The sequence below is a fragment of the Enterococcus malodoratus genome (assembly GCF_027659535.1).
In the GTDB taxonomy this organism is placed as follows: Bacteria; Bacillota; Bacilli; order Lactobacillales; family Enterococcaceae; genus Enterococcus_A; species Enterococcus_A malodoratus.
On record NZ_JAQDPG010000002.1, the window covers coordinates 309,113 to 330,662 of the forward strand.

Below are 21,550 nucleotides of genomic sequence, written 5' to 3' on the forward strand. Positions count from 1 at the left end.
CAAATGGAACTATTGAAAACAAAAACAGGGCTAAAGGGTGCATTGACCGTACCAGCAGATAAATCAATTTCTCATCGCAGCATTATGTTTGGTGCGATCAGTCATGGAAGAACAACTATTCACAATTTTTTAAGAGCTGAGGATTGTTTAAGCAGTGTTGCTGTTTTTAAGGCCTTAGGAGTAAAGATTGAAGATGATGGGGAAGATATAATTGTTGAAGGTGCAGGATTCAATAATCTGAAGGCGCCCAAAGATATCTTAGATGCCGGAAATTCCGGAACAACAATGCGTTTGGTTTTAGGAATATTGGCAGGGCAGCCTTTCGATTCAAAAATTGCCGGAGATGCTTCATTGAACCGCCGTCCAATGGAAAGAGTCATGGGACCCTTACGAACGATGGGAGGAAACCTTCAAGGCAAAGACGGAAGCGAGTTTCCGCCAATCGAAGTTACAGGAACCAGCTTATCAGCTATCTCTTATGAAATGCCGATCGCCAGCGCCCAAGTAAAATCTGCGATTCTTTTTGCAGCATTACAAGCTGAAGGTTTGACCACTATTATTGAAAAAGAAAAATCACGCAATCATACAGAAGAAATGATCAAGCAATTCGGCGGAGAGATTTCAGTTGATGACAAAACAATCACTGTATCGGGGGGACAAAAGCTGGTTGGCCAAGAAGTGACCGTGCCAGGAGATATTTCCTCTGCAGCCTTTTATCTAGTTGCAGCCAGCTTATTGCCAGAAAGTGATCTCCATTTGAAGCATGTCGGTGTAAATCCAACACGTACTGGTATTTTAGATGTTTTGCAGGACATGGGAGCAGATATTCAACAAGTCGGATTTGACCAGCAGAACCAAGCGGCTGACTTATTGATTAAGAATGCGCCATTAAAGGCAAGCGAGATTGGCGGAGAGATCATTCCACGCTTGATTGATGAACTGCCAGTTATTGCTTTGGCAGCAACACAAGCAGAAGGAACAACAATCATTCGTGATGCACAAGAATTAAAGGTGAAAGAAACAAATCGGATCGATGCAACAGCAAAAGAACTAAACAAGCTGGGTGCGAACATCGAAACCACCGATGACGGGATGATTATTCATGGTCCAACACCTTTGCATGGCGGTGCCGTCGACAGTCATGGCGATCATCGTATCGGAATGATGCTGCAGGTTGCCGCTCTATTGACAGAAGAAGCAGTGGAGTTAAGTCATCCTGAAGCGATTAATATTTCTTACCCAGATTTTTTCACTGACTTGAGTTCATTAATCTAGAATAATAACTGGCCTGAAAATGAGTACCTTAAATGAAGAAGGAGAATGTCTAATGGAATCAATCGTCTTAATTGGCTTTATGGGAGCCGGAAAAACAACGATCAGTAAAGAACTTGCCGCTACACTGAATACTCGTGTGGTGGATATGGATGATGTCTTGGTTGAGCGCATTGGTCAGCCGATCAGCGATTATTTTGAAGAACATGGAGAACCGTCTTTTAGAGAGCATGAGACCAACCTCTTAAAAGAAGCGCTAAATGAGGAATCAGTTATCGCGACTGGCGGAGGCGTGATCTTACAAAAAGAAAACCAAAAAGTTTTATCTGATAAATTGGTTGTTTATTTAAAGGCTGACGCGAATATCTTGGTTCAACGTATTCGTGAAGATAAAGTAAATGTTCGTCCTTTAGCGATTAAAAATGACGATGGGGATTTGAAGAGATTGTTCTTTTCGAGAGAAAAACTTTATGAAAAGTTAGCTAAAATCACCGTAGATACCTCAGAAAAATTGCCTGAAGAGATCGTTAATGAAATCATTCAACAGGTCGCGTCCTAATGGAAGTTGGCTATTTAGGACCTAGAGGATCGTTTACTTATAGCGCGGCAGCAAATTTCTTTTCAGAGGAAGAGCTGCTTCCATATGACTCTTTGACGGCTTTGCTTGAAGAACAAAGAAAAGGTACTTTGGATTATTGTGTCGTCCCAATCGAAAATACTATTGAGGGCTCGGTATTACCTACCTTGGATTTGATCTTTCAAACATTACCGACGATTCAAGCGGAAATCGTGTTGCCAATTCAGCAGCAATTGATGGTTCATCCTACCCATGCTGATTCATGGGAGGAGACAGCATTGATCTGCAGCCATCCGCAAGCTCTGGCACAATCCCAAGTATTCATTATGAATCATTTTCCGACTGTTGATATTGAACAAACAGGATCTACTGCACAAGGGGCACAAAAGGTTGCTGACAACCCAGCTATGAAATACGCGGCGATTGGATCTAGAGATGCCGCAACACAATTTGGTTTAAGTATTGTACAAGAAAACATTCAATCCATTGGTGAAAATGAAACCCGCTTCTGGGTGTTAGGCGCTAAACCACTGAAAGGCGATTTACCTCAAGGGCAGAACAAAGCAACTCTGCTATTTGATCTAGCGGCAGATCATCCGGGGGCACTGTATCAATGTTTGGCAATTTTTGCAGCAGAAAAAATCAACTTAACCAAAATTGAGTCGCGCACACAAAAAACCAAATTAGGGGAATATTTCTTTATCATTGATTTAGAAACACCTGAGGATGGGAAACTTCAGAAGGTGCTGCATCAACTAGAAAAACAAAATTTTTCTGTCACATTAATTGGTGATTACCCAACTTATATTCCAAAAGTTAGAAAATCTTAGTAGTTAAGGTTTTCTAATTTTTTTTGGTAAAAATAAGACAAAGGGCAGATGATTTGCTATTTTATTAATAATAGTAATGAAATGAAGAGGTGCACTATGAGCCGAATGGATAAATATAAAAAGATCCACGAGGAGAGTCAGAAGGACGAGAAAAAACCTTTGGGCTTTCGACGTGAGATGAAAAAAGACCCAAAAGCCGCATCAGAAAAAGCCCGGTATGAAGACCCCGTTTATGAGCAACCGAAAGAACCTTTTCGTGAACCAGAAGAGGAATTTTACTATGAAGATCATTATCAAGAACCAAAGAAAAAGCAATTTGGGTTTAAACTGCCAAGCATAAAAAATCCATTTAAACGAAAACCAAAAAACCCGTATGAACCAAAGCCAAAGAAAAAGCGACGCTGGCGCAGAACTTTAGTCATGATTCTGATCGCGATTTTAGGCTACTCTGTGATTTCTTTTGGGATTGGTAATTTTGCCGCAAAGCATGATTCTTCCATGCCAAAGATCGAGACGCAGGAATTCAATGGCGTGAAATCAGAAAACGGCAAACGAAATATTTTACTCTTAGGCAGCGACACGCGAGACAATATTAGCGGTCGGTCGGATTCAATGATGGTTTTGCAAGTCGACGGTTTTGGAAAACCTAAGCTTGTCTCCTTTATGCGGGACATGTATGTCAACATTCCCGGAGTCGGACAGAATAAGCTGAATGCGGCTTATGCCTATGGTGGGGCTGACCTTGTTCGCCAAACATTAAAAGAAAATTTTGGCATTGATTGCCGCTATTACGCGATGGTGGATTTCCAAACCTTTGAAAAAGGAGTGGATGCCTTATTTCCTCGCGGAGTTCAAATTGACGCGGAAAAGGATATGAGTTCCTATATTGATGCACCGATCAGTAAAGGTCCGCAGCGGATGAATGGTCATACCTTATTGAACTACGCCCGCTTTCGAATGGACGAAGAAGGGGATTTTGGACGTGTGCGCAGACAACAGCAAGTTATGCAATCCGTCTTTGGACAGCTGATCAATCCACTAGTATTATTGCGCGGTCCTTATGCCGCTGGTAAAATTTGGGGATATCTCTCAACGGATATGCCGAATACGTATGTGGTATCACATCTCCTCAATTTTGCCAAAGCTGTCGGAGGGATCGATCGTTTAACATTGCCGGTTGATGGCTCATGGTCCTACATTGATACGGATAATGCCGGTAGTGCGCTTGCCGTTGATACGAACCAAAATGCGCAGTCTGCTCAAGGCTTTTTAGGGAAGTAACGGGATTTTGATTCCCATGATTCTTTGAGTATGCTATATTATAATTATTGTAAATTTTGATTGAAACGAGGAAGCGAATATGAAATTAGCGATCGTGACAGATAGTACCGCCTATCTGAATGAACGCATGCGCAATCATAAAGATCTATTTATTATCCCAATCCCTGTCATTATTGACGATCAACCGTTTGAAGAAGGCGTGGATATTGGTTATGAAGAGTTCTATCAAAAGTTAAAAAGCAGCAAAGATTTCCCCAAAACTTCTCAACCAGTTCTTGGAGAAGTTTATGAGTTGTACCGTTCGATTAAAGAGCAAGGCTATGACACTGTTATCAGTATCCATTTGTCTGAAGGTATTTCAGGCTTTGTTCGCACACTGACTGCAATTAAGGATGATATCGATGGCTTGCAGATCGTTCCTTATGATTCAAAGATCACGAGTGTTCCGATGGGCTATATGGTAGAGAAAGCTTTGGAAATGAGCGATCAAGAGCGTTCATTGGAGGAAGTATTGACCGCAATTGATACTATTCGCGATACCACGAATGCGTATATAATCGTTGACGATTTAGATAATCTAGTTCGTGGCGGTCGTCTGACTAATAGTGCTGCGATTATTGGTGGATTACTAAAAATCAAACCGATTTTAACTTTTGAAGATGGCAAAATTGTTTTAGCTGAAAAGATCCGTTCTCTAAAAAAAGCCCTGCAGCGTACAGAAGAGATTATTGAGGAACGCCGTCAGGAGAATCAAGGAGACTTAAGGATTTTTGTCATTCACGGCAATAACCCTGAACTAGCTCAGCAAGAATATGAGAAATTAAGTCAAAAATATCCCAATGCAACGATTGATATCGGCACATTTGGTCCCGTTATCGGTACGCATTTAGGCGATAAAGCCATTGCTCTTGGTGTCGCAAAATAAACAAAAACTCACTAACGACTTATTGAGGACGTTTAGTGAGTTTTTTGTTTGCATAAATTGCCTGAATTGCGTATTCTGACTTCATTAGTAGTTTAGTAATTTACTAAATTAGTGAATGCTGTATAATTGGATAATTAGATTTAAAATAAGCCGATTTTTTAACGGCTTTATTTGAAATTAGGAGGAATTAGAATGAAGATCCCAACAAATTTAAAACATAAACCGGTCTTTTTAGTAGAAGATTACGATAAAATTGATGGACATCATGCTTGGGAAAGTGATGCCAAAGGTCTGACTTTAGGATTAGCTCAATGGAACGATCGCGGACGTGTCGACATTTCAGGGAAGGTTTGGCGTCATACGGGTGAAAAATGGTCACGCCAATCAGAAGAATTACCGATAACACGTATTCTGGATTTAGCGATTTTAGTCGCACAATCCAGTATTTACTTGCAAGATGCCTATCGCTATGAAAAATTTTACGATCCTGAAAATCCTAAGGTTGAAATTATTGGACTGCAGGGAGGCCGAATGGAGGTCCAAGTAGATACGGAAAATCCTAAGATCGATGAAGATATCGTTTTATTTAATGATACGATGAATAAAGACGGCGACTTGATCGCACAACGGTACCGCACATTAAAACGTCTATTAGACGAACTAGGCTACTAAAAATTTCGATTTGCGAGGTGAGTTACATGAATAAGACTTTTGTCCTAACAGAGGAACGAAAGTTTACAAAGTTAGAAGAACAAATGATTTGGCAAAAACCGTCCAGTCATAAAACGAGTCAGGAAGAAATAAGAATCGCAGCGGAGATCAAAAATAATTGGCTTGATCCTGAAATGAAGATTATGAATATTTTGCTGGAAGGAGATGCCGGATCAGGAAAGACACAACTTGCTCGAGCACTTTCGGCTGATTTACAGCTGCCGTATACAAAAGTGACTTGTTTTGCGGATATGGATAAGACAGATGTTTTTGGCGCGCTATTACCTGTTGTTTCGAGTGATGATAACGAAGATCAAGAATTACTGGAGGCTATTTATCAAACGGATTCTTTACAAGACGTTTTGTCAGTGATCGAAACCCATTTTCAAATTGATGCCAATCAGGCAAAGGAACGATTAAGCAAGCTGATCGAACGATTAGATAGCGATGAAAAAGCTGCCAGTGTCGACTATAAATTTTATCCCTCAGAAATCGTTCGCGCGATGCAAAAAGGCTATTTACTTGAAATTCAAGAACCAACAGTGATTCGCGATGCTTCTGTCCTAGTTGCTTTAAACTCCGCGTTGGAACCAAACGGCTTATTGAATATTCCTACTGGGATCATTCGGAGACATCCGGATTGTATTGTTGTTATTACGACTAATCGTAATTATCAGGGAAACCGTCCGTTAAATGAATCCTTGCGTGACCGCGTACAGCATGCCGAAAAAATGGACTTGCCTTCGATTGAAGTTATGATCGAACGTGCGATCGCTAAGACTAATTTTACGGATCGAGAGTATCTAGAGATCATGGCGGAAATTATTCGCTTACTAGATGAAACAGCCAAAGCTAACGCAATCAAAGGAGTCGCTGGCATGCGCTCGTATTTTTTCTGGGTCAACAGTTTGAAACAAGGCCAAGATCCTTTAGAAAGTATCTTTCCAAAAGTACTCTATAAATTGACCACCGACGAAACAGAATTAAAAATATTACAAGATGCCTTGGAACAAAGTAAGTTATTAACCGCACTGCAACAAGTAAAGAATCAACAAAAGTTGCGGCAAGGAAGAAGAATCAGTCAGGACGAAGCAGATCTGCGGAATATTACGGAAGAGTCCGAAGAAGCCACTCTGAAAAGTGAAGCGCAGGATGCTGGTTCCTCAACAGCACCAGAAACGATCGAGACAGAAGAAGCTACACCTGAGGAAACAAAACAACCAGAAGCGGCAAGTATCTCTGATGAGGCGGAACGAAGTGATGCCGATGCTCAAAGTCAATCAGCGTCAATTGATGAAGAAGATAAGATTGGTTCGGCGATGTCGCTTGATGAACTTACTGAGATAGATAAGACTAAACGAAAAGAGCTCAACCGTGAAATTCGTGAGAGTTTGAAAGAAACGATCCACGCGAAAGAAGGAACGATTCTTCATCGTCCAACGATCAATGAAGCCGCGATCAAAAACGGCCAGGAATTGACCAAAATGGTTTCGCCGGAAGTAGAAAGCTTAAGTCGTGTAATCAATGATCTATTGAACAAAGAAGTCAGCAATGACTATGCTGGCGGCAAGTATTACGGCTCACGATTCAATCCAAGTCATGTCGCATACGGCGATTTGCGGAATTTCGACAAGAAAAATCCGCCAAATGAACAACCTTCATTGGCTCTGGCCGTGCGCGTCGATGAATCAGGATCGATGCTGCGTGATGATCGAATTCAAAATGCCAAGTTAGCGGCAGTTGCGTTAAGTTTATTTGCTGAAAAGACCAATATTCCATTGATGTTGTATGGCGACTCGGCCGATCTTAGTCAGCGGGAAAAAACGTCGATTTACTCCTACAAAGAATTCGATGATGGTTATGACTTTATGGCAGCAAAGATTGCGACCATGAAACCTCGACAGAATAATCGTGACGGTGTGCCACTACGACTATTGGCAGAAAAGCTTAGTCAACAGGCTGCCGATACTAAAGTTTTACTCTCTATTAGTGACGGCCAACCGAAAGCTTTGCCTGATTATTCGGGTGAAAAAGCCAGACAAGATATCCAAGCGGTTTTAGCTGACTATGAACGGAAGGGAATTCTGTTTATTGCTTGTGCTATCGGCGAAGATAAAGAACAGCTCCGGACGCTATATGGCGAAAATAATTTTGTTGATATTTCAGATATTTCGACATTGTCGCAACAACTCCTGCAATTGATTGCACGTTTTGTCTAAAAAAATCCCTGCGAATCTTTCTTCGCAGGGATTTTTAGCTTTTTAAAATTTTTAGTACGTTGCGCGAGGACCGCCAATATATTTTGGACGACTGCGTAAAGCAGTTACATGGGCACCGCCTAATTCCTTAATTGAAGGACGTACTGGCACTTGCACATATTTAACATGCATGCCGATAGAAGTATCACCAATATCAATTCCGGCTTGAGCAACGATGTGCTCGACCTCTACAGGATCGCTGAACTGTTCAAACGCAGCAACAGAGCATGAACCGCCCGCATGTAATGCTGGTTTGACTGAAACAATCTCCCAATCTTTTTTCTCGGCAAGCTCTCGCTCGACAACTACGGCACGATTAATGTGTTCGCATCCTTGAACCGCCAAATAGATTTTCTTAGGATCAAGAATAGATTTCAAAGTCTCGATCACCCATTGGCCAACTTCTTGGCTAGAGTTTTTTCCAATTGTTCCGCCAACGATTTCACTCGTGGTACAGCCTAATACAAAAACATCGCCAGCCTTAAGATTTGCCGCATCCAAGACATCGTTGACGATTGTTGTTAGTTGTTGTTGTAACTTTTCTTTTTCCATTTTAAATAACTTCTTTCTGTGAACTATTTATATTGAGGATGGCGTAGCACTCTTTGTAACGCTTGAAAAAGAGGGACCGTCACCGCGATACCGAAAATATTTTGAACACTATTGCCCGGCAATGAAGCCAAGCCCGCTGGCCAGCCAAATAAAAGCGCAGTTGCTAAGGCATAACCAGTGATCATAAATAGACTTGCGAATAGGAAGCCTAATGTAAGACCTTTTTTGTTGGGAAACTTATTATAAAGATAACCCAAAATGAAGCCTTGGATACCATGAATGAGGATTGAAAAAATCGCCCATTCGGGATAGCCAGATATCAAATCAATCAATCCGCCGCTTAAAGCCCCAACCATAAGCCCGCCGGTTGGACCGAAAAGCAGCGCAGAGGCATAGATTCCAACCTCGCAAAGTGTGACAAATCCTTTGGTGGCAGGAATTGGAATAATGAAAAGAATGGACAGCGTCACAGTCAACGCAACCATCATCGCAAGTTTTGTCATTTCTCTTGTTTTCATACCAAAACCCCCGCATTCACACTGTCACCTAACCAGACATTTCCTTCGCCATTTTTTAACCGAACACCATTTTTGATTCCCTGATAAACAAACTCTTTACTCTCACTGATTGCTGTTACTAATTCCTTGCCTAAAACCAAATTGGCGGTAATTGCTGACGCCAACGTACAACCAGCACCATTAATAGTCACTTCAGTTAATTTGGGTTTAGAAAAGAATTCAAACTGATCGCCATCATAGAATAAATCAGAAGCCAGTTCACCGGAAAGACGTTCGCCGCCTTTGATTACCACAGAAGAGGCACCCAAAGCTATAATTTTCTGAGCCGCCTGTTCCATTTCAGCTAAATTGGTAATTCTCTGTTGGCTGAGTATTTCAGCCTCTTTCAAATTTGGTGTGACAATCGTAACGAAGGGAAATAATTCGATTAATTTGTTGCGGTAGGCCTGACCATATACTTGATCAGTTTCCTTAAATGCCATTACTGGATCTAGTACAATCGGACCCTCAAAATCTTGAATAAAGCTCTTCACGATATCAAGGGAATCCAATTGATGGACCAAACCGATCTTTATTCCGGCCAAGTCTAAATTTTCACTGACGGTGGTCAGTTGCTCTCGAAAAAGTGTTGATGATAAATCGTTTATCTCAAATTGGTTATTTTTGACCACTGCGATACAAGTAATCGCGGTAAGGCCAAATAAATGATAATTCTCAAAAGTTTTTAAATCTGATTGCAATCCGCCGCCGGCTAAAGTGTCCGAACCAGCGATTGTCAGAACTGTTTGTGTCATAAAAAAGCTCCTCATAAGTTCATTCGTTTATTTGTATCGAATTAATCAATACAGGATGATCAATCTGCTCACTAGTGAGTAAAAGATCAGAATGACTTCGTTAATGATTCTTATTATAAAGTTGTCTAAAAAAAAATAAACAGCCAATTGGTTGTTTTTTATCTCATCCAATTATGAGTGGAAATAGTTGTCTCTAATCAGAAAATAAGTTAGCATATTTGATGAGGAAAGGGGTCATTTGTATGAAAATATTTATTGCTGGTGCGACTGGACGGGTCGGCGAAGAATTAATTAAAGATCTTGTTAAGAAAGGTCATTATGTTTATGCGGGAGCAAGACGCGAAGGAGAGATTGAGTCAAACGACTCAGTTCAACCAACTCATCTAGACTTGCATGGAAGTGTTGACGCTATTGCAGATACTTTGTCCGATGCAGAAGCTGTTTACTTTGTTGCTGGATCACGCGGAAAGGATTTATTGCAAACGGATCTATACGGTGCGGTGAAACTAATGCAGGCTGCAGAACAAAAGGGAATTAAGCGGTACATTCACTTAAGTTCACTATTTGCTTTGCAACCAGAAAAATGGAGTGAAGCACTGACAGATTACAACATATCGAAATTCTTTTCTGATAGCTGGCTGATTGATAAAACAAACTTGGATTATACAATTTTACAACCAGGCAACCTAAAAGAGACACCAGGGAGCGGGAAAATAACCACAGGAATTGAGAAAAAATCAGAAAACTCGATTGAAAATGTGGCTGCCGTTTTGGCAGAATTGCTTGAACAAGACAATACGATAAAAAAAGTGATTTTGATGGGGGACGGAGACGTACCAATCGAAGAGGCAGTGAAAAAAATATAAAGAAAATGGTCCACTCAGCAAGAACCCTTGTCTGAGTGGATTTCTCTTTTCGAAATTCAGACGAGACGAAAAATATTAAATAATTTCTTAGTCTTTCTGTCTACTTAATGATAAAATAGAGGTTGCTGAAATGTGAATTCCGTGATTAAGGAGAGACCTTATGAATCTTCAAAACATTCATGATCTTAGAATCGAAGAGGGGGTCCAGATGATCCGAAAAAGGAAAATTGCGAAATATTATATGAAAGAGCAAGGCTTTGATAAGAGAGAAGCTTATGAAGCAGCTAAAAAGACGCAGCCAGAATTCGCAGAGGCGCGTCATCTTTATCTTGCCTTATTTTATGAAGCCAAGCCCGTCTTTGCAGACCGAAATGAAAAAGAAAAAGCATTGAGAGTTTATCAAGTTTTCAGCACCATTGCTTTACTCTGCTTCGTTATTTGGTTATTTAGTAATGGCTACCTCAATAAATCCAGCGTGACAGATAATTTTCTTTTGATTGCTTTAGTGATCAATTTGGCTATTACTAGTTATTTTGACGAGAAAGTAACTGAACGAATCCATGATAGAAAAACCAAGGAGTTATTGCGCTACGAGCCGGAATCTTTAGAAAAATTAGCACACGTTGAACAAATTAAACGAAATATTTTTCGTGCGGAACACCGAGGGTTGAAACTTGTTGAAGAAAATAAAGAAGAAGCAGAAAAAAATCCAGAACCTCCAACAAAAATAATCACAATGGAAAAAATAAAAGCACTACGTGACAAAATAAAAAAATAGCCGACTGCGTAAAACAGATACGTGATTGGCTATTTTTTTGTATTTCTTGAGTCTAGTTGCTTTTTATGAAACGGTTTGCAATAATTTGTTTTATGAGTGACGAAGGAGGAATAGTATTATGATCAAAACAATCATTTTTGATATGGATGGCGTTATCGTTGACACTGAGTTTCAGGATTTCAAAATTCAACAGGACTTCATAAAAAAGGAAAATCCAGCCATTGATCTAGCAAAAGCGAACTTCGACGTATTAATTGGACAATCCTATCGTATGCTTTACACGACATTAAAAGATTTTACCGCTAGCAATGAACCAATCGAGAAAATAAAAGAACGGTTTGAACGATTTAATGCTGTCGCGTATCAGTCAATCGATTATCAGCAGCTTTTTCGTACAGATATTCTTTCGATTTTAAAGTGGGCTAAGAAGAATAGCATATTACTGGCAGTGGCTTCTTCTTCAACGCACGAGCATATCATCGAAGTTTTAACTTCTTGCGATATAAAAGAATATTTTGATGTGATTTACAGCGGAGAGTTTGTCGAAGAAAGCAAACCAAATCCAGCGATTTATCAAAATACCTTGAATCTGCTAGGTGTTGATCCGGAATACGCAATCGCCATCGAAGATTCTTTTTATGGCATTTCCGCAGCAAAGGCCGCAGGTATTACTACTATTGCTTACGAAGAAACACGCGCAGCCATAGATCAAAGCGCCGCGGATTATTTAGCGAAAGACATGGTAGAAATTTATAGCATTATCCGTAAATTGAAACAATCAAATTAAGGGTGGCGCAGCTTGATGACTGAAGATGCATTTATTTTTCAAAAAATTGCAATCAATGATTTTCCATTTCTAAAATCGATCCTGCAGGATGAAGAATTAATGCTGTTGGGTTGGGGGAAAACATATACGGATGCTGAGGTAATGGAATGGATCGAAAAAATCTCGCAACAATACACTGAGTATGGCTATAGTTACTTCATAGTGAAAAGCTCAATAGTTGATAAGCCGATTGGTATCGCAGGAATTCTCAGGACAACGATTGATTCACAACCATTTGATGAAATTGCCTATATTTTAAAGAAGGAATATCAGGGAAGAGGGTATGCAACAAAAATTGCTCGCGAACTCATTGGCTTAGCTTTTGCAGAATATCATTTATCGCAAGTAGTTGGACAAGTCGCAATAGAAAATAGTTTTTCAAAAAAGGTCCTTGAAAAAAAGGAATGAGCTATGCTTTTAATTACCAACGGGAACAGAATGATGGGAAGAAGAAATACTTAGTTTATCAATTGTCCAACGATTGCGGATAATTTAAGCTGAACACAACTTGCCTTTACCAAACAAATAGCAAATAATAATAGAAAAGGAGGATGAGTATGAAACAAAGTATCGTTCATATTGCTTTAGTTGTAAACGATTACGATGAAGCAATCGATTTTTATACCAAAAAACTAAATTTTGATTTAATAGAGGATACTTATCAAGCCGAGCAAGACAAAAGATGGGTAGTTGTATCACCACAAGGTTCAAATGGCACGACAATTCTTTTGGCCAAAGCCTCAAAACCAATTCAAAAAGACTTTATCGGAAATCAAGCGGGAGGGCGTGTCTTTTTATTTCTCGGAACAGATGATTTTTATCGAGATTACAATGAAATGCTCTCAAAAGAGATTGAGTTTGTTAGAGATCCTAAAGTAGCTGATTATGGAACTGTCGCTGTTTTTAAGGATCTATATGGAAATTTATGGGATTTAGTCCAGTTTAATGACGATCACGCAATGAACAGCCGTGTATTTTAAAAGCTCTAATATCAAAAAAGCTGAGAAATCTCTTGAAATGAAGGTTTCTCAGCTTTTTAAAATTTAAAAAAAATGCGGAAGTAGAAGACAGATCATGAAATAATTTTAAAAGCTTTTACAGCGCTTACATAGATGAGAAAATTTTAATAGTCCTGACATCAATACTTTAATCATATCAGTAAATAAGCAATGCAATCTTTAAAATAAACATCAGACTTTGAATTGATTAAACTTAATCGAGCGTTACCAAAATGATAAGTTTTTAAAAGAAATGAAATTATTTCAGCTAAAAATTTTACAAAGTTTCTAAGTACAAAAAATAAATCTTTGGTTAGCAAAGCATTTAAATTAGTAAATCAAAAAACGAACGCCAATAAAAACGAACATAAAATTCTTTTTTCAAAAAAACTCACAAATCAATAGAATATAATCGCATGGTTAAAATGGATAAATAGTTAAAATAATCAATATGTGGATCAATGAATCCCAATATCTGTATACTAAAAACTACTATTTAGCTTTGTTTAATGTATATTATGTAAACTAAAATAAAAAATTAAAAAAGACAGTAATTAACCGTCTTTTTAACTATCTCTTTTCATACAAATAACATTAAGATTGTTCTTCCAGCAGCCTTGAAATGTTTCCGTATCCTAGTTCATTAGCATAATCTTTTGCTGTTTTACCGTATTTATCTGCTAGATTTGGATCAGCGCCATGTTTTAGCAGCTCAGCGACAATATCTTGATAAACTTGTGATCCATCTCTTAACGCAACGGCTTCGATTAATGCTGTGTATCCGTAATTATTTTGATGATTGATATTTACCTGTTCGTCAGTTAATAAAAGCTTTACGTTATCAAGATGGCCTTTTTCAGCGGCCGGAATCAATGCATTTCCGCCAAATCGGTTCGTAATTGATTGATCTGGCTTACTATGAGACATTATATACGCTAAAATTTCTGTTCTGCCTTCTGCTCCAGCATATAGATATGGGCTATCTTTAATTGCGTCCTGTTTGTTTACATTTGCACCAGCATCAATCAGTTTTCTGGTTAGTTCAACTTGATTATTATGAACAGCGATTAGTAATGGTGTTTCGCCTTTCTCATTTGTTTCATCAATCGAATGGGTGCTTGTTTTTAATATTTCTGATACTTTTGCTGAATCATTCGATGAAACGGCTTCAATCAAACTTCCTGGAGTATAATTCACCGTCTTATCCTCCTTTAATTGTTCTGTACTAGAAGTTGCTTCTTTTGAACTCTTTTTTTCTGAAGGTTTTGACGAGATCTTTTTTATAGAAGATGTCGATGTGTCGGTTGTTTTGCTATCCGTTGAATTTACCTGACAACCTCCTAAAACAAACAAAAACACCAATCCAATCATCATTCTTTTCATAAACATCCTCCTATTACTTACAATTCTCCGGTTAAAAACTGTGCTCTGCCAAAACCAAAGCTCCAGTCTTCATCTGAATTGACCGTCAGATTGATCATCACGTCTTCTGTTCTGATTCCAAGTTGCTCATTTAGTTCTTTCACTAATTGAGAATAGAATGTTTGTTTTTCTTCGGTGGTTCGAGGTCGCGTCACCAGGCTGAACACGATCACCTGACCGGTTCTTTTAAAGTCTAGTCCAGTATCAAGGATTTGCATTTCATAGTCTTCATGCTGATTGACTATTTGATAACGATCTCCCTCGGGTGCATGAAAGGCGTTTAGCATAACTTGATAAGAGATATCCAATATTTGTTTGATTTCTTTTTCGGTTCGACCTTTTATCATATCGATTTTCATTAATGGCATAATTCAACCTCCGTTTTGTTTTGCTCATTATAGCATCCATAAAATATTTCAGCAGTTTTTAGGATTTCCCTCTTAATGAGAATCATTTTAGATCACTACCCACGTTTATTAAGAATTATTTATATTCTGCTAACAAACTTATCAAAACACTGGTGCATCAGCAATTTTAACTTGGATTGGTTTGACCTTCGCATAAAAAACCGATAAACTATTCAAGAATATGGAAAAAAATTATAAGGAGCATGAAAATGTCTCGTTTAAAAAAATATAGTAATTTTATTAAAACAAGAATTGGCTTCTTCGGTTTGCTGATTGTTCTGCTTTGGCTGAAGAATATGTTCGCCTATGTGGTTGATTTTCATTTGGGTATCCAAAGTCCTATGCAATTATTTATTTTGTTGATTAATCCGCTGAGCGTCTCGATGCTGCTGCTTAGTGTTGGATTGTTTATTAAACGTTCAAAAGTCGCGTATACGACGTTATTTGTTATTTATGGTTTGCTGACGATTTGGCTATTTTCTAATGCCGTTTATTATCGTGAGTTTACAGATTTTATTACGATCAACACTATGCTTGGTGCTGGTCAGGTTTCAACAGGTTTAGGCGAAAGTGCTGTACGATTGTTTCGCTGGTATGATATTTTTTATGTCTTAGACTTATTCGTACTTCCTGTTTTATTAATCAGAAAGAAAATTCCTGTTGATCAGAAGTATCCGCGTTTTCGACAAGCTGCGGCCTTGGCTGCCCTATCTCTGTTAATCGGCAGCGGAAATATTTTCCTGGCTGAGATTGATCGTTCTGGTTTACTGAGCAGACAATTTTCCCGCGAATATTTAGTGAAATATCTGGGCGTCAATGCGTTTACGCTTTATGATAGCTATCAGACGTATCAGAATAACCAAATTCGCGCTGAAGCTAGTCCAACCGACCTCAAGGAAGTTGAGAGTTATGTTAAGGATCATTACGCGAAACCAAATGATTCAATGTATGGTGTCGCTAAAGGTAAAAACGTTGTCTACATTCATTTAGAAAGTTTCCAGCAATTTTTGATTGATTACCAATTACCTGATGAAAATGGTGTGAAGCATACTGTAACACCGTTTCTAAATAGTTTGTATCATGGTGAAAGTACCTATAGCTTCGATAATTTCTTTCACCAAGTCAAAGCTGGAAAAACATCAGATGCTGAGACGTTGATGGAAAACTCGTTGTTCGGGTTAAACCAAGGGGCGCTATTTACTCAAATGGGTGATAAAAACACCTTTGAAGCGGCACCGAACATCCTAAAGCAAAAAGCTGGCTACACGTCTGCCGTTTTCCATGGACATTCGGCCTCATTTTGGAATCGTGATAAAACGTATAAACACCTAGGTTTTGAATATTTCTTTGATTCATCTTATTACGATATCAATGATGATAATTCGTTCCAATACGGAATGCATGACAAGCCTTTCTTGAATCAATCCGTTCAATACTTGGAGCATTTACAACAACCTTTCTATGCGAAATTTATTACAGTGTCGAATCATTATCCTTATTCTCGCTTTAAAAATGAAGAAGATGGGTTCCCTTTGGCTAACACAAAAGATGAAACAATCAATGGCTATTTTGCTACTGCGAACTATTTAGACACTGCGTTAAAAGAATTCTTTGATTATATGAAGGCTAGCGGGCTTTATGATAATTCAGTCTTCGTATTGTATGGTGATCATTATGGAATCTCCAATACACGAAACAAAGAACTGGCGCCTTTATTAGGAAAAGATTCCGATAGCTGGACAGATTATGACAATGCACAATTGCAGCGAGTGCCCTTCATGATTCATGTTCCTGGTGCAACGAATGGTACTGTCAATCACACATACGGCGGACAAGTTGATGCCCTCCCTACTCTGCTCCATTTATTAGGGATCGATTCGAAGAAATATTTGCAGTTGGGACAGGATTTATTTTCACCAGATCATAAACAAGTTGTCGCTTTTAGAGATGGTGATTTTGTCACACCGCAATACACCTTCTATGGCGGAAAAATGTATGATAATCAAACTGCACAAGTAATTTCCGAACCAACACCGGAACAAGAAAAGTTCTTTGTTGAATTAAATCAAGGAGTGGATCAACAACTGATCACTTCTGATAAAATCAATAACGGAGATCTGTTGAGATATTATCAGGATAGCGGATTAGATGCGATTAGACCTGATTCTTTTGATTATCGTGATCAAAAGGCACGTTTAGAAGAGATAGAACGTCAGAAAGGCGCGCAGTCTTCTAGCCTTTATAGCGAAAACAATCAGAAATCAACGGTTGGCTTATATAAAACCAAAACTTATCAGCAATATGAATAAAAAAAATCCTCCAGTTTTGAATTGGAGGATTTTTTTGTTTTATGATTGTTTTCTTTGCATGGCTTCTTTTCTAAGCTTCCGCTGCGCTTTTTTAGATCCGCGATCAATATCTCGCCGTTCTTTTCGCGTATGGAAATCTTCAAATAAATGTTCTAACTCATAGTCGGCCGGGTAAAGTTCTGTCGCCCGAAACTCAAGGGTGATTCGACGTTTGGGCACTTCAATAAACTCGTCCTCCAGATAAACAGTTACATTATCGGTAAATGGAATTTCTTGATAGATGAGTGCAGTCTTTTGCTGTTCCAATAAAAAGACCTTGTCACCTTTATAATACGTCATCTCAACAGTCGCTGAGGCTGTTTTTTTCATTTTAGTTTTAAAGTTTTTCTTTTCAAGATTATAGTTGCGATCTGTGAAATAATTCTGCGCTTTTGCAATGATCTGATCGGAAACTGCCATTTTTTTCGCGATCCACAAGGCATTACTTTCACCAGTTTGCCCAATCAGCAAACGATATTTAGGTGTTAGATGCTCGGCGTCGAAATCCATAGCCGCCGTGATAAAATCTGGATGTTGCTCAGCAAATCGTTTAATTTCGCCATAGTGAGTTGTTGTAATCAAGATACTTCCCTTTTGATAAAACTCTTCCATGATAGCAATCGCTAAAGCTGCGCCTTCATTGGGTTCAGTTCCGCTTCCCAACTCATCCAATAAGATCAAACTATTTTTTCGCGTCTGACGGAGAATCCCAGAAATATTTTGCATATGACCCGAAAAAGTACTTAGCGCATTCTCAATACTCTGTGCGTCGCCGATATCAACAAAAATTTGTTCAAAAATTGCGATCTCTGTTCCTTCTTTAGCTGGGATCTGCAATCCAATCATGGTCATTAAAGTCATTAAGGCTACAGTCTTCAATACAACCGTCTTACCACCGGCATTAGGACCAGTGATCGTCAGACCGCGATACTCTTCACCAATCGTCAAATCAAGCGGCACTGCGTTGGTAATCAAAGGATGCGTCGCTCCGATTAAGCGAATGTACCCCGCGTCATTTATTTCCGGCGTAGTCCCTTTTAATTCGCGGCTAAATTTTCCACGAGCAAAAATATGATCAAATTCAGCAATGATTTCAATATTCTGTTGGATCAATGGCAAAGCCTCGGCTAACAACCCAGTTAGTGTTGCTAGTATTTGATAAACCTCGGATTCTTCCATCATCTTATGATAAGTCAACTGTTCATTCCAACGACTAACATTGCTTGGTTCAATATACGCTGTAGTCCCCTTACTGGAAAGTTCAACGATCGTTCCTTTGACTTGTTTTTTGTATGCTGCTTTAATAGGCACGGTAAAAATATCATTCCGTTTTGTGATAATCGCTTCTTGCATTTTCTCTTTATTTTGTCGAATAAACTTCTTCAACAATTCTTGAATTTTATCTTGCGTTTCTGCGATGTCTCGTCGAGTTCGGCGTAATTCGCGGCTAGCATCGTCAATGATCCTTCCATTACGAATAACTTGATAGATTTCTGTCTCAATCTCATTGAAATCGCTCAAGCCTTGTCCATAACGATTTAATAGAGGGGCGATACTTTGATTCTTCTCAAAGAATTGTTTGATTAAACGTAAACTACGAAGAAAGTCTGCGTACTCCATCAATTCTTGCGGTGTTAAAACAAACCCTTTTTCAAGCTGATTAGTCACGTGTTCAATACTTTGTAGGCCCATGAATGGCACATGAAGGTTACTATCAAGTAATTGTTTCGCTTCAGTCGTTTCATTCAAACGTTTTTCTACTACTGAAAGTTTTGAATGCGGTTCAGTATTTGCGATAAGTTTCTTACCAAAACTGCTAATTGCGTAGCTGCTTAGTTGTTGTTTGATTTCGTTAAATTGTGTTTTTGTAAATGTTTCGTTATTCATGGTCTCTTCCTTTCAAGTTGAAAAGATACCTATCGAGGCCGGGGAAGCTTAACAAAAAAATCAGTCGTAGTCATTCTGACAGCCAACTCATTAATAAAGGTTAAATGATTCTTATACGTATACGATTCCACTAAATGTGCCAAAGCACATAGTGAAGCACACAAAAAAGCTGTGAAGATTCCTCTTCACAGCTTGAATAATCATTCATTAGCTTAGATAGGCATCTAATTTGGCATGCGAAATAACCCTGTATAAACAGTCTTTTTTCGCTATCAAGTTACTCCAAATTAAATAACTACACTCACCAAGACACCTCATAATTTTCGTTAAGTTTCCTTAGTAATAGTCTAACGTGACAATTTGTATTTGTCAAATTCAATTAAAAATTTACGCAATTGCGCTTGGTACAGGTTTAACACCATCATTGATGAAATACACTTGATACCAAGTTAAGAACGTATAAATCGTCCAGATCTTGCGACGTCCATCAGCATTTCCAGCAAAGTTGTCATCCAATAGCTTCACGATCTTATCTTGATCAAAGAATTCTTTGACAAAATCTTGGGTAAAGACATCACGAACGATTTGATAATATTTTTCTTCACGCAACCAGTCTTTGATAGGAACTGGGAACCCAAGTTTTTCACGATTGTACCATTCTTCTGGCAAATGACGTGCAGCAGCCTGACGGAACGCATATTTCGTGTTTTCAGAATTGATTAGATATTTGGTAGGAACGATCTCAGATACCTTCATCATTTCCTTGTCTAGCAATGGCACACGAACTTCTAATGAATTGGCCATTGCCAATTTATCAGCTTTCAATAAGATATCTTTCGGCATCCATTGGTGCATATCCAAATATTGCATTTTTTTGATTTCAGACATATCCTGAACTTTTTCATAATGAACGTCTACGATATCTTTGATCGTAGGACTTTGCTGAAATTCAGGCTGCAGGTAATCAACAGCTTCAGCTTCTTCAAAGACTTTTGCTTGTCCAATAAAGAATTCTTCTGCCGGTGCCAATGAAGTGTACAGATGCAAAGCTCCTTTGAAAGTTTTGCCTTTCAGACCTTTTGCGATTGAGTACCGCATATTTTTCGGCAATTTTTTCAAACCTTCGGCCACAACCTTGACAGCTTTTGATTTCGTATTCATACCATAAGCTTGATAGCCGGCAAATAATTCGTCAGCGCCTTCTCCGCTCAACGCAACTCGTACATCACGGCTAGCAAGTTCTGTTAAGAAATATAGCGGAACACATGAAGGGTTGGAATCTGGTTCATCTAAATGATATTGGATCAATGGGAAATAGTCGAAAGCTTCATCTCCGGTAACTACCCGAGATGTATTGTTCAAATCTATTAAATCAGCTAATTTTTTCGCTTCGATTGATTCATTGTAAGTTTTATCGCCAAAACCAATTGAATAAGAATGTTCTGGACGTAAAACCGCTGTTACATAACTGGAATCTACACCGGAAGATAAGAACGACCCTACTTCAACATCGGCGATTCGATGCGTTTCAATCGATTCAAGAACCGTTTTATCAATTAAATCAACTGTTTCCTCTAACGTCATATCCGTTTCTTGTTCCTTAACGTCCCAATATTGTTGAACGTCTAGTTTTCCGTCTTTATAAATGAAATAATGACCTTCTTTGATGCGATAAACATTTTTGAAGAAGGTTTCGTCTAAAGCAGAATATTGGAAAGTCATATAAGGCTTCAACGCTTCTTTATTCAACTCTTTGACAAAGCTTGGATGTTGCAAGAAACTTTTGATTTCTGAACCATACATAAATGTACCGTTCATCATAGTGTAATAAAGTGGTTTGATCCCAAAATGGTCACGAGCTCCAAATAATTCTTGTTTCTTCGTATCCCAGATCACGAACGCAAACATTCCACGAATTTTTTGTAATAAATCTACTCCGTATTCTTCATACCCATGCAGTAATACTTCTGAATCTGAATGAGTCGTGAAAATATGACCTTTAGCGATCAAATCTTCGCGAATACCTTGGTAGTTATAAATTTCTCCATTAAATGTTAGAACTTTTGTACCATCTTCGTTCTTGATCGGTTGAGTTCCACCCTCTAAGTCAATGATACTTAACCGACGAAACCCAATAGCAATGCCTTCGTCAATAAATTCTCCCGCGCTGCTTGGGCCGCGATGAACAATCGTATCCATCATATTTTTAATAATTTGTTCTTTTTGCGTTGTATTTGAACGATCTACAAATCCTACTAATCCACACACAATCTCTACCCTCTTTCAAACATGGTAAATGG

20 protein-coding genes are annotated in these 21,550 nt (G+C 38.7%); 13 read left to right on the forward strand and 7 right to left on the reverse strand.

The window, feature by feature from the left end; genetic code table 11:
* The first annotated feature begins 3 nt into the window (after positions 1 to 3).
* The 7 genes from aroA to PGP85_RS04900 all read left to right on the forward strand — a co-directional run bounded on the left by aroA (position 4) and on the right by PGP85_RS04900 (position 7,815).
* Positions 4 to 1,275 carry a 3-phosphoshikimate 1-carboxyvinyltransferase gene (gene aroA, locus PGP85_RS04870; RefSeq protein ID WP_010739164.1) on the forward strand — a complete coding sequence of 424 codons (1,272 nt, stop codon included), beginning with the start codon at positions 4 to 6 and terminating at the stop codon, positions 1,273 to 1,275.
* A gap of 52 nt (positions 1,276 to 1,327) precedes the next feature.
* Positions 1,328 to 1,831 carry a shikimate kinase gene (locus tag PGP85_RS04875; RefSeq protein ID WP_010739163.1) on the forward strand — a complete coding sequence of 168 codons (504 nt, stop codon included), beginning with the start codon at positions 1,328 to 1,330 and terminating at the stop codon, positions 1,829 to 1,831.
* A complete protein-coding gene (gene pheA, locus PGP85_RS04880) occupies positions 1,831 to 2,679 on the forward strand; it encodes a prephenate dehydratase (protein WP_010739162.1) in 849 nt (282 codons plus the stop codon). The genes PGP85_RS04875 and pheA overlap by 1 nt, the downstream gene beginning before the upstream one ends.
* Positions 2,680 to 2,775: 96 nt before the next feature.
* On the forward strand, positions 2,776 to 3,960 hold the full coding sequence (locus PGP85_RS04885) for an LCP family protein (RefSeq protein WP_010739161.1): 1,185 nt from the start codon (positions 2,776 to 2,778) through the stop codon (positions 3,958 to 3,960).
* Positions 3,961 to 4,039: 79 nt separating this feature from the next.
* Positions 4,040 to 4,885, forward strand: a complete 846-nt coding sequence (locus PGP85_RS04890; protein ID WP_270326386.1) for a DegV family protein — start codon at positions 4,040 to 4,042, stop codon at positions 4,883 to 4,885.
* A 192-nt stretch (positions 4,886 to 5,077) separates the two neighbouring features.
* On the forward strand, positions 5,078 to 5,557 hold the full coding sequence (locus PGP85_RS04895) for a DUF6530 family protein (protein ID WP_090407980.1): 480 nt from the start codon (positions 5,078 to 5,080) through the stop codon (positions 5,555 to 5,557).
* Positions 5,558 to 5,583: 26 nt separating this feature from the next.
* On the forward strand, positions 5,584 to 7,815 hold the full coding sequence (locus PGP85_RS04900; RefSeq protein WP_270326389.1) for an AAA family ATPase: 2,232 nt from the start codon (positions 5,584 to 5,586) through the stop codon (positions 7,813 to 7,815).
* A 51-nt stretch (positions 7,816 to 7,866) separates the two neighbouring features.
* On the opposite strand, the gene PGP85_RS04905 is transcribed toward PGP85_RS04900, so the two are convergent.
* Genes PGP85_RS04905 through PGP85_RS04915 form a run of 3 tightly spaced genes read right to left on the reverse strand, consistent with a single transcriptional unit; the run spans position 7,867 to position 9,718 of the window.
* The gene (locus tag PGP85_RS04905; RefSeq protein ID WP_010739157.1) at positions 7,867 to 8,406 is read right to left on the reverse strand and encodes a TIGR01440 family protein; all 540 of its coding nucleotides are present in this window, start codon (positions 8,404 to 8,406) and stop codon (positions 7,867 to 7,869) included.
* 23 nt (positions 8,407 to 8,429) lie between these two features.
* Complete coding sequence (locus PGP85_RS04910; RefSeq protein WP_010739156.1) at positions 8,430 to 8,924, reverse strand: ECF transporter S component; 495 nt, start codon at positions 8,922 to 8,924, stop codon at positions 8,430 to 8,432.
* A complete protein-coding gene (locus PGP85_RS04915; RefSeq protein ID WP_270326391.1) occupies positions 8,921 to 9,718 on the reverse strand; it encodes a bifunctional hydroxymethylpyrimidine kinase/phosphomethylpyrimidine kinase in 798 nt (265 codons plus the stop codon). The genes PGP85_RS04910 and PGP85_RS04915 overlap by 4 nt, the downstream gene beginning before the upstream one ends.
* A gap of 242 nt (positions 9,719 to 9,960) precedes the next feature.
* On the opposite strand from PGP85_RS04915, the gene PGP85_RS04920 reads away from it, so the two are divergent.
* The 5 genes from PGP85_RS04920 (at position 9,961) to PGP85_RS04940 (ending at position 13,168) form a co-directional block, all read left to right on the forward strand.
* Complete coding sequence (locus PGP85_RS04920; RefSeq protein ID WP_010739154.1) at positions 9,961 to 10,584, forward strand: NAD(P)H-binding protein; 624 nt, start codon at positions 9,961 to 9,963, stop codon at positions 10,582 to 10,584.
* Between the two features lie 160 nt (positions 10,585 to 10,744).
* Positions 10,745 to 11,362 (forward strand): hypothetical protein, encoded by a 618-nt coding sequence (locus PGP85_RS04925; protein WP_010739153.1) that lies wholly within the window; start codon positions 10,745 to 10,747, stop codon positions 11,360 to 11,362.
* A 118-nt stretch (positions 11,363 to 11,480) separates the two neighbouring features.
* Positions 11,481 to 12,149, forward strand: coding sequence for an HAD family hydrolase (locus PGP85_RS04930; RefSeq protein WP_010739152.1), 669 nt, complete (start codon positions 11,481 to 11,483; stop codon positions 12,147 to 12,149).
* A gap of 15 nt (positions 12,150 to 12,164) precedes the next feature.
* The gene (locus PGP85_RS04935; RefSeq protein WP_270326393.1) at positions 12,165 to 12,596 is read left to right on the forward strand and encodes a GNAT family N-acetyltransferase; all 432 of its coding nucleotides are present in this window, start codon (positions 12,165 to 12,167) and stop codon (positions 12,594 to 12,596) included.
* Positions 12,597 to 12,745: 149 nt separating this feature from the next.
* A complete protein-coding gene (locus PGP85_RS04940; protein WP_010739150.1) occupies positions 12,746 to 13,168 on the forward strand; it encodes a VOC family protein in 423 nt (140 codons plus the stop codon).
* Positions 13,169 to 13,780: 612 nt separating this feature from the next.
* Here PGP85_RS04940 and PGP85_RS04945 read toward each other — a convergent pair.
* On the reverse strand, positions 13,781 to 14,569 hold the full coding sequence (locus tag PGP85_RS04945; protein ID WP_010739149.1) for an ankyrin repeat domain-containing protein: 789 nt from the start codon (positions 14,567 to 14,569) through the stop codon (positions 13,781 to 13,783).
* Positions 14,570 to 14,586: 17 nt separating this feature from the next.
* Positions 14,587 to 14,976, reverse strand: a complete 390-nt coding sequence (locus PGP85_RS04950) for a tautomerase family protein (protein ID WP_010739148.1) — start codon at positions 14,974 to 14,976, stop codon at positions 14,587 to 14,589.
* 248 nt (positions 14,977 to 15,224) lie between these two features.
* On the opposite strand from PGP85_RS04950, the gene PGP85_RS04955 reads away from it, so the two are divergent.
* Complete coding sequence (locus PGP85_RS04955) at positions 15,225 to 17,324, forward strand: LTA synthase family protein (protein WP_270326396.1); 2,100 nt, start codon at positions 15,225 to 15,227, stop codon at positions 17,322 to 17,324.
* A gap of 39 nt (positions 17,325 to 17,363) precedes the next feature.
* Here PGP85_RS04955 and PGP85_RS04960 read toward each other — a convergent pair whose 3' ends face one another.
* Both PGP85_RS04960 and asnB read right to left on the reverse strand, forming a co-directional pair.
* Positions 17,364 to 19,250 (reverse strand): endonuclease MutS2, encoded by a 1,887-nt coding sequence (locus PGP85_RS04960; RefSeq protein ID WP_010739146.1) that lies wholly within the window; start codon positions 19,248 to 19,250, stop codon positions 17,364 to 17,366.
* A gap of 387 nt (positions 19,251 to 19,637) precedes the next feature.
* Complete coding sequence (gene asnB, locus PGP85_RS04965; protein WP_178982326.1) at positions 19,638 to 21,518, reverse strand: asparagine synthase (glutamine-hydrolyzing); 1,881 nt, start codon at positions 21,516 to 21,518, stop codon at positions 19,638 to 19,640.
* Positions 21,519 to 21,550 lie beyond the last annotated feature (32 nt).